This is a genomic window from Limnohabitans sp. MMS-10A-192 (assembly GCF_003063335.1).
In the GTDB taxonomy this organism is placed as follows: domain Bacteria; phylum Pseudomonadota; class Gammaproteobacteria; order Burkholderiales; family Burkholderiaceae_C; genus Limnohabitans_A.
On sequence record NZ_NERX01000003.1, the window covers coordinates 362,378 to 369,899 of the forward strand.

Consider the following 7,522-nt stretch of genomic DNA (forward strand, 5'->3'; position numbering starts at 1 on the left):
ACCTCATGAACACAGACACAGCAGCAGACAACGCATGGGTACAAGCGCAAGCCGAATCAGAGGCTGCCAAAGCCGTCAAGATCGAACGCGAAACCCACAAGCTCGAAAAACGCCTGTGCCGCCAGATGGGCCAGGCCATCAGTGACTTCAACCTGATCGAAGCGGGCGACCGCATCATGGTCTGCATGTCGGGAGGCAAAGACAGCTACGGCATGCTCGACATCTTGCTCAAGATGAAGGCCCGCGCCCCGGTGGACTTTGAGTTGGTCGCGGTCAACCTGGACCAAAAGCAGCCGGGTTTCCCTGACCACATCCTGCCTGCCTACCTCAAAGAGCTGGGGGTGGAGTACCACATCGAGACGCAAGACACGTATTCGATCGTGAAGGACAAGATCCCCGAAGGCAAGACCATGTGCAGCCTGTGCAGTCGTCTGCGTCGAGGCATTTTGTACCGCGTCGCACGCGAGCTCAAATGCAACAAGTTGGCGCTCGGCCACCACCGGGACGACATGCTGCAGACCTTCTTTTTGAACATGTTCTTTGGCGGCAAGCTCAAGGGCATGCCGCCTAAGCTGGTCAGCGACAACGGCGAGTTCATGGTGATCCGCCCACTGGCCTATGTGGCCGAAACCGATCTGATCCGTTGGGCAGAGCACCGACAGTTCCCCATCATTCCGTGCACCCTGTGTGGCAGCCAGGAAAACCTGCAACGCCTGCAGGTGGGCAACATGCTGCGCGAGTGGCAAAAAAAGCACCCCGGTCGCATTGAAAACATGTTTGCGGCTTTGCAAAATGTGGTGCCCTCGCATTTGATGGATGCCAAGCTGCACGGCTTCAAAGACCTGAAGATCACCGGCATCGCCGACGAGGCGGGCGACAAGGCTTTTGACGAAGAAGAGTTCAAGGAAGCTTCCTTGCCCGGCATTCAGGTCATCTCGATGTGATCCTCAGGAGTCTGATCATGCACAAAGGATTGCGGCGTATTTCTCTGGCCATGGCCGCACTGGTGTTGAGCCTGTTGACGGGCTGCGCCACGGTGCGTCTGATCGACAGCGATGTGGTGTCGGTGGCCGCAGCCCCTGCGGGCATGAGCCTGCAAGGCGCCAAATACCGCTTTGAGCGCCTGCCCTCGCAGGCCAACAACCCCGAAGCGGGCCTGGCCGAACAGCAAGCGCAAGCGGCCATGACAGCGGTGGGCTTGGTGCGTGACGATGCGAATGCGCAGCTCAGCGTGCTGGTGGGCTTTGCGGGAACGCAGTACCTGGCCGATCCTTGGGGCCGCCCTTTGCCACCGGGAGCCTGGTCGCCTTTTTACGGCAGCATTTCCATGGGGCGAGGCATCGGCCCCAACGTGGGTCTGGGCATGGGCATGCGCTTTCCGCCCCCCACACATTACCGCCGCGAAGTCAGCCTGATCATGCGCGACTTGAGATCCGGCCAAGTGGTCTATGAAACCCGCGCCACGCACGATGGCCCTTGGAACGACAGCGCGCAGCTGTTTGCCACGCTGTTTCAGGCCGCCATGGCCAACTTCCCGAACCCGCCCGCTGGTTTGCGCCGGGTGAACATCGAAATCCCCCGCTGAATTTTCTGGACACCGCCTCGCATGGACGCCACTCGCATTCTGGCCATTCGCCACGGAGAAACCGCCTGGAACGTGGACACCCGACTGCAGGGTCACTTGGACATTCCGCTCAACGAAGTGGGTTTGCAACAAGCCGCGCACCTGAGCCAAGCCTTGGTGCAAAGTGAAGCCATCGATGCGGTGTATGCCAGCGACTTGTCACGCGCCCACACCACCGCCAGCGCGATTGCCCAGGCCATGGGCCAATCGGTCACGGCACACCCCGGCTTGCGCGAGCGGCACTTTGGCGCTTTTCAGGGCCGCACATTTGCCGAGATCGAGGCCGAGTTGCCGGACGATGCCTGGCACTGGCGCAAACGCACGCCCGAGTGGGCGCCACCAGACGGCGGTGAATCCTTGATCGTGCTGCGCGAACGCATTTTGAACACCGTGGACGAATTGGCCGCACGCCACCGGGGCCAGCAAATCGTGATGGTCGCGCACGGCGGCGTGATGGACATCCTCTACCGCGCCGCCACCCGCCTGGACCTGCAGGCGCCGCGCACCTGGCAGCTGACCAACACTGCCGTCAACCGCCTGCTGTGGACACCACAGGGCCTGTCGCTGGTGGGCTGGGGCGACACCTCGCACCTGGATGCGGTGGGCAAGGACGAGACGAGCGCCTGAGCGGCGCGACGACAGATACCTCGTCATTGCGAGCGCAGCGTGGCAATCCAGCTGCTGAGGACGCGCAAGCGCCAGAGCCTTTGCCAACGCCCTAACTGGATTGCCGCGTCGCAAGCTCCTCGCAATGACCTCTGTCAGGAATGACCGGCCGCGATGGCCACTTTGAGGGTCAGGGCCTCGTCATGGCGCCCTTGAAAGCCGATGCCTCGCGGCGGCTCACTGCCCGAACGACTTGGGTGGCGTCACGCCCAGATGCTTGAAGGCCGCCAAGGTGGCCATGCGCCCACGGGGGGTGCGCTGCAAATAGCCTTGCTGGATCAAATAGGGCTCGATCACGTCTTCGATGGTGTCGCGCTCTTCGCCGATGCTGGCGGCGATGTTGTCCAGGCCGACCGGGCCGCCGTCAAAGCGGTGGATCACCGCCTCCAGCAGTTTGCGGTCCATCAGGTCGAAGCCTTCGGGGTCCACATCCAGCATGACCAGGGCTTTTTGGGCGATGGCCTTGTGGATGGTGCCGTCGCCCTTCACATCGGCATAGTCGCGCACCCGGCGCAGCAAGCGGTTGGCAATGCGCGGCGTGCCGCGTGAACGGCGGGCGATCTCGAACGAACCTTCGGGGTCGATCGGCGCTTTGAGCAAGCCCGCACTGCGCGTGACGATGCGGGTCAATTCTTCGGGCGTGTAGAACTCCAGCCGAGACACGATGCCAAAGCGGTCGCGCAGCGGGTTGGTCAGCATGCCCGCCCGGGTGGTGGCGCCCACCAAGGTGAAGGGCTGCAAATCGAGCTTGATGCTGCGGGCCGCCGGGCCTTCGCCGATCATGATGTCGATCTGGTAGTCCTCCAGCGCGGGGTACAAAATTTCTTCCACCACGGGCGACAGACGGTGGATCTCGTCAATAAAGAGCACATCGTTGCGCTCCAAGTTGGTCAGCAACGCGGCCAGATCTTTGGGCTTTTCCAGGACCGGGCCGCTGGTCTGGCGCAAATTGACACCCAACTCGGCCGCAATGATGTGGCTCAGCGTGGTCTTGCCCAAGCCCGGCGGGCCAAACAGCAGCACATGGTCCAGCGGTTCTTCGCGCATCTTGGCGGCGCTGATGAAAATCTCCAGCTGCTCGCGCACCTTCACCTGGCCGACGTATTCGTCGAGCAGCTTGGGGCGCAAGGCGCGTTCAATGGCTTCCTCTTGGTGCGACACGGGGGCCGCAGAAATGACCCGGGGCACGGGCTCTGGCAAAAAGTCGTCGGTGCGGATGCTCATGGGGTGGCTCGCTTATTTGTTCAAGGCCTTGAGCGCCAGCTTGATGCCCTCGCTCACGCCCACATCGGCCGGCAGGCTCTTGAGCGCGGCCGAGGCTTCCTTGTCGCTGTAGCCCAGCGCCATCAGGGCTTGCTGGATGTCGCTTTGCGCATCGCTGGTGTTGACCGCGAACAGGCCGCCCAAGTCGCCACCCAGCTTGCCTTTGAGCTCGAGCAAGAGGCGCTCGGCGGTTTTCTTGCCGATGCCCGGCACCTTGACCAAGCGCCCCGCCTCTTGGCTGGTGATGGCCTGGGCCAGATCGGCCACACTCATGCCCGAGAGCACGCTCAAAGCGGTGCGCGGGCCCACGCCCGAGATCTTGATGAGCTGGCGAAACGCCTCGCGCTCGCTCAAAGTGGCAAAGCCGTAGAGGATTTGCGCGTCTTCGCGCACCACAAAGTGCGTGACCAGACTGACTTTCTCGCCGGTGGCGGGCAAGTTGTAGAAAGTGCTCATGGGCACATTCACCTCGTAGCCCACGCCATGACAGTCCACGATCACCTCGGGGGGGTTCTTGTCGCTCAGGATGCCGGTCAGTTTGCCAATCATGGAGAGGGGTGCCTTCAAATGCCTATCATGGGAGAAAATGCGCGCTGGCCGACGACCCGGCAACGCGCTCACCTAGGATTATCAACTTGATCGTCAGACACACTTTCACCCCGCACAACAATACCCGCCTGTCGCACCTGTGCGGCCCGATGGACGCGCACCTTCGCACCATCGAAGCGGGGCTGCAAGTGAGCATCGCCCACCGCCACGAGCAGTTCAAGGTGGACGGCCCCAAGGCGGTGGCCATGCGGGCCATGGAGATTTTGCAAGCGATTTATGAGCGGGCCGACCGCCCGATTGCCCCTGACATGGTGCAGCTCATGCTGGTGGGCGACAGCGGGGGCGAAGAAGCCGAGCTGCCCGCACTGCAAACCCGCCGCGCCGACCTGAAAGCCCGCACCCCGGTGCAAGCGGCCTATCTGGAGAGCATCGCCACCCACGACATCAGCTTTGGCATTGGCCCGGCCGGCACGGGCAAAACCTATCTGGCCGTGGCCTGCGCGGTGGACGCGCTGGAGCGCAGCAGTGTGCAGCGCATCGTGCTGACCCGCCCGGCCGTGGAAGCTGGCGAGCGCCTGGGCTTTTTGCCGGGTGACCTGTCGCAAAAGGTGGACCCATATTTGCGTCCGCTGTACGACGCGCTGTACGACCTGATGGGCTACGACAAAGTGCAAAAAGCCTTTGAGCGCAACGCGATCGAGATAGCGCCGCTGGCCTTCATGCGCGGGCGCACGCTGAACAACGCTTTTGTGATCCTGGACGAAGCCCAGAACACCAGCACCGAGCAAATGAAGATGTTTTTGACGCGCATCGGCTTTGGCGCCAAGGCCGTGGTCACGGGCGACGTGAGCCAGATCGACTTACCCAAAGGGCAGTTGAGCGGGCTGATCGATGCCGAGCGCGTGTTAAAGCGCGTCAAAGGCATCGCCTTCACCCGCTTCAGCAGCGCCGACGTGGTGCGCCACCCGCTGGTGGCCCGCATCGTGGACGCCTACGAAGCCCAAGGCAGCGCGGTCATGCGCGCAGGCATCAGCACCCGCCGCAAGCCCTTGCCCACCGACGATTGAACAGCCGACCGAAACCCGACAGACACCCGATAAGCACCCATGGCCCTGCAACAACTTCAGCTCTCACTGCAATTTGGCGACATCCCCGATGCCGCCCGCCACCGCGCCGCCCTGCCCCGCCATGCGGTCACCCGCGCGATTCGCCACGCCTTGGCCGACGATGCCGAAATCACCGTGCGCATCGTGGGCGAAGAAGAAGGCCGGGAGCTCAACAAGAGTTACCGCAAAAAGGACTACGCCACCAACGTGCTGACCTTTGACTATGCGCAAGCGCCGGTGGTGCTGGCCGACCTGGTGCTGTGCGCCCCGGTGGTGGCGCGTGAGGCCAAAGAGCAAGGCAAGACGCTGGCGGCGCATTACGCGCATTTGCTGGTGCACGGCACTTTGCACGCGCAGGGCTGGGACCACGAGACCAGCGAGGCCGATGCCGAGGAAATGGAAGCCTACGAAATTGACATCCTGGCGGAGTTGGGGATCAAGAACCCTTATCTGTAGTGTTCAGCGGGTGAGGCCTTGAATGGGAAGGGGCCGGGTTCCTCATAACGGGGTACCGACAAATCGTCACCCGGCCCCTTCCCATTCAAGGCCGTGGTGCTCTTTCAAAACGTGCGGGACATCTGAGCCACCTCAAACCTGCAGGCTTTGGACCGCAAACCGATCATTGAGCACCGACCATTTGCACAAATGACAACTCAGGTGTGTGAGTGGATGCGGCGGGTGACGATTTGTCGGTACCCCGTTATGAGGAACCCGCCGCATCCCCTCACACACCGCCACCAACAGAAACAAAGGTCAGATCAAGCGGACCTTGACGGTCTTGCCCTTGATCTTGCCGCTCGACAGCTGCGCCTCGACCTTCTTGGCCAGATCGGCCTGCACCGCCACATAGGTAGAGAACTCGTTCACGTTGATCTTGCCCACCTGCTCGCGGGTCATGCCGCACTCGCCGGCCAAAGCGCCCATCACGTCGCCAGCGCGGATCTTTTCTTTGCGGCCCCCCACGATTTGCAAAGTGCGCATCGGTGGGCGCAAAGGGCCGCCCGCTGCAGGCGTCAAGATGGACAAAGGCTGCCAATCGGACTCGCGGCCCTGCAGCACCTCGATCTTGCCGACCGAGCCCATCTCGTCCATGCTGGCCAGGGTCAGCGCCAGCCCTTCGGCATCGCCACGGCCCGTGCGGCCAATGCGGTGGATGTGGATCTCAGCGTCGGGGGTCACGTCCACGTTGATCACGGCCTCCAGGCCTTCCACGTCCAGCCCACGCGAAGCCACATCGGTGGCCACCAACACCGAGCAGCTGCGGTTGGCAAACTGCACCAGCACCTGATCGCGCTCGCGCTGCTCGAGCTCGCCATACAAGGCCAAAGCGCTCAGGCCTTGGGCTTGCAGCACGGCCACCACATCGCGGCACTGCTGCTTGGTGTTGCAAAACACCAGCGTGCGCTCGGGGCGGTAATGCGCCAGGATGCTCGACACGGCATGCAAGCGCTCGTGCTCAGCCACTTCAAAAAAGATCTGGCGGATCTTGTGCGCGCTGTGCTGCGCCTCGACCTTGATGGTCTTGGGCTGGCGCATGAACTGCGCGGCCAGCTTGTCGATGCCTTCGGGGTACGTGGCCGAAAACAGCAACGTCTGGCGGTCCTTGGCGCACTGGCGCACCACCTTGGCGATGTCGTCAAAAAAGCCCATGTCCAGCATGCGATCGGCCTCGTCCAGCACCAGCGTGTTCACACCGGCCAAGCTCAGCGAGCCGCGCTCCAGGTGGTCCAAAATTCGGCCGGGCGTGCCCACCACAATGTCGGCGCCATGCTCCAGGCTCACAGTCTGGCCGCGCAGGGCCACGCCGCCACACAAGGTGACCACTTTCACGTTCTGCCGCGCACGCGCCAGGCGGCGGATTTCCATCGTCACCTGATCGGCCAGCTCGCGGGTGGGGCACAAAATCACCGCCTGCACCGGCGCACTGGGCGAGCCCGCGCTTTGCAAGCGTTCAATCAAAGGCAAGCCAAAGGCCACGGTCTTGCCGCTGCCGGTGCTGGCCTGGGCGATCAAATCTTGCCCGGCCAAAGTCACAGGCAAGCTCGCGGCCTGGATGGGGGTCATTTGGGTGTAACCCAATTGCTCCAAGTTTTGAAGGGTGGCGGGGGCCAGCGTCAGCTGGTCAAAGCGAGCCGATGTCGCGTCTTGGGGTTTTGCAGTCATGCAGCGATTATCGACGGCATGCGCTGGCCTGTGTCGAGGCCAAACCACCGAAGACCTGGATTGCCACGCTTCGCTCGCAATGACGAGGGGGGCCAACAGATGGACCCCGGATCAAGTCCGGGGTGACATTTGAGGGGCCGGGGTGACAAAT

General features: G+C 62.6%; 8 protein-coding genes. 5 read left to right on the forward strand and 3 right to left on the reverse strand.

Annotated features, from left to right (window positions below):
* Positions 1-5: 5 nt before the first annotated feature.
* From ttcA to B9Z43_RS08925, 3 genes are read left to right on the forward strand one after another with little or no spacing between them, the layout of a single operon-like run.
* Positions 6-944, forward strand: a complete 939-nt coding sequence (gene ttcA / locus B9Z43_RS08915; protein ID WP_108324742.1) for a tRNA 2-thiocytidine(32) synthetase TtcA — start codon at positions 6-8, stop codon at positions 942-944.
* Positions 945-961: 17 nt separating this feature from the next.
* Entirely contained in the window at positions 962-1,585 is a 624-nt protein-coding gene (locus B9Z43_RS08920) for a DUF4136 domain-containing protein (RefSeq protein WP_108324518.1), read from the forward strand.
* A 21-nt stretch (positions 1,586-1,606) separates the two neighbouring features.
* The gene (locus B9Z43_RS08925; protein WP_108324521.1) at positions 1,607-2,251 is read left to right on the forward strand and encodes a histidine phosphatase family protein; all 645 of its coding nucleotides are present in this window, start codon (positions 1,607-1,609) and stop codon (positions 2,249-2,251) included.
* A 216-nt stretch (positions 2,252-2,467) separates the two neighbouring features.
* On the opposite strand, the gene ruvB is transcribed toward B9Z43_RS08925, so the two are convergent.
* Together ruvB and ruvA are read right to left on the reverse strand one after the other, a co-directional pair.
* Positions 2,468-3,514, reverse strand: coding sequence for a Holliday junction branch migration DNA helicase RuvB (gene ruvB, locus B9Z43_RS08930; protein ID WP_108324523.1), 1,047 nt, complete (start codon positions 3,512-3,514; stop codon positions 2,468-2,470).
* Between the two features lie 12 nt (positions 3,515-3,526).
* On the reverse strand, positions 3,527-4,102 hold the full coding sequence (gene ruvA / locus B9Z43_RS08935; RefSeq protein ID WP_108324526.1) for a Holliday junction branch migration protein RuvA: 576 nt from the start codon (positions 4,100-4,102) through the stop codon (positions 3,527-3,529).
* 86 nt (positions 4,103-4,188) lie between these two features.
* Between ruvA and B9Z43_RS08940 the strand changes: the two genes are divergently transcribed.
* Entirely contained in the window at positions 4,189-5,169 is a 981-nt protein-coding gene (locus tag B9Z43_RS08940) for a PhoH family protein (protein ID WP_108324528.1), read from the forward strand.
* Between the two features lie 39 nt (positions 5,170-5,208).
* Positions 5,209-5,664 (forward strand): rRNA maturation RNase YbeY, encoded by a 456-nt coding sequence (ybeY, locus tag B9Z43_RS08945; RefSeq protein WP_108324531.1) that lies wholly within the window; start codon positions 5,209-5,211, stop codon positions 5,662-5,664.
* A gap of 297 nt (positions 5,665-5,961) precedes the next feature.
* Here the strand turns inward: ybeY and dbpA are convergent, their stop codons facing one another.
* Positions 5,962-7,371, reverse strand: a complete 1,410-nt coding sequence (gene dbpA / locus B9Z43_RS08950; protein WP_108324533.1) for an ATP-dependent RNA helicase DbpA — start codon at positions 7,369-7,371, stop codon at positions 5,962-5,964.
* Positions 7,372-7,522: the final 151 nt, after the last annotated feature.

What these genes read in the sequence shown, in the direction of transcription:
- ruvB (WP_108324523.1), bottom strand. Translation starts at nt 3,514, where the DNA reads ATGAGCATCCGCACCGACGACTTTTTGCCAGAGCCCGTGCCCCGGGTC.
- ttcA (WP_108324742.1), top strand. Translation starts at nt 6, where the DNA reads ATGAACACAGACACAGCAGCAGACAACGCATGGGTACAAGCGCAAGCC.
- dbpA (WP_108324533.1), bottom strand. Translation starts at nt 7,371, where the DNA reads ATGACTGCAAAACCCCAAGACGCGACATCGGCTCGCTTTGACCAGCTG.
- ruvA (WP_108324526.1), bottom strand. Translation starts at nt 4,102, where the DNA reads ATGATTGGCAAACTGACCGGCATCCTGAGCGACAAGAACCCCCCCGAG.
- B9Z43_RS08925 (WP_108324521.1), top strand. Translation starts at nt 1,607, where the DNA reads ATGGACGCCACTCGCATTCTGGCCATTCGCCACGGAGAAACCGCCTGG.
- ybeY (WP_108324531.1), top strand. Translation starts at nt 5,209, where the DNA reads ATGGCCCTGCAACAACTTCAGCTCTCACTGCAATTTGGCGACATCCCC.
- B9Z43_RS08920 (WP_108324518.1), top strand. Translation starts at nt 962, where the DNA reads ATGCACAAAGGATTGCGGCGTATTTCTCTGGCCATGGCCGCACTGGTG.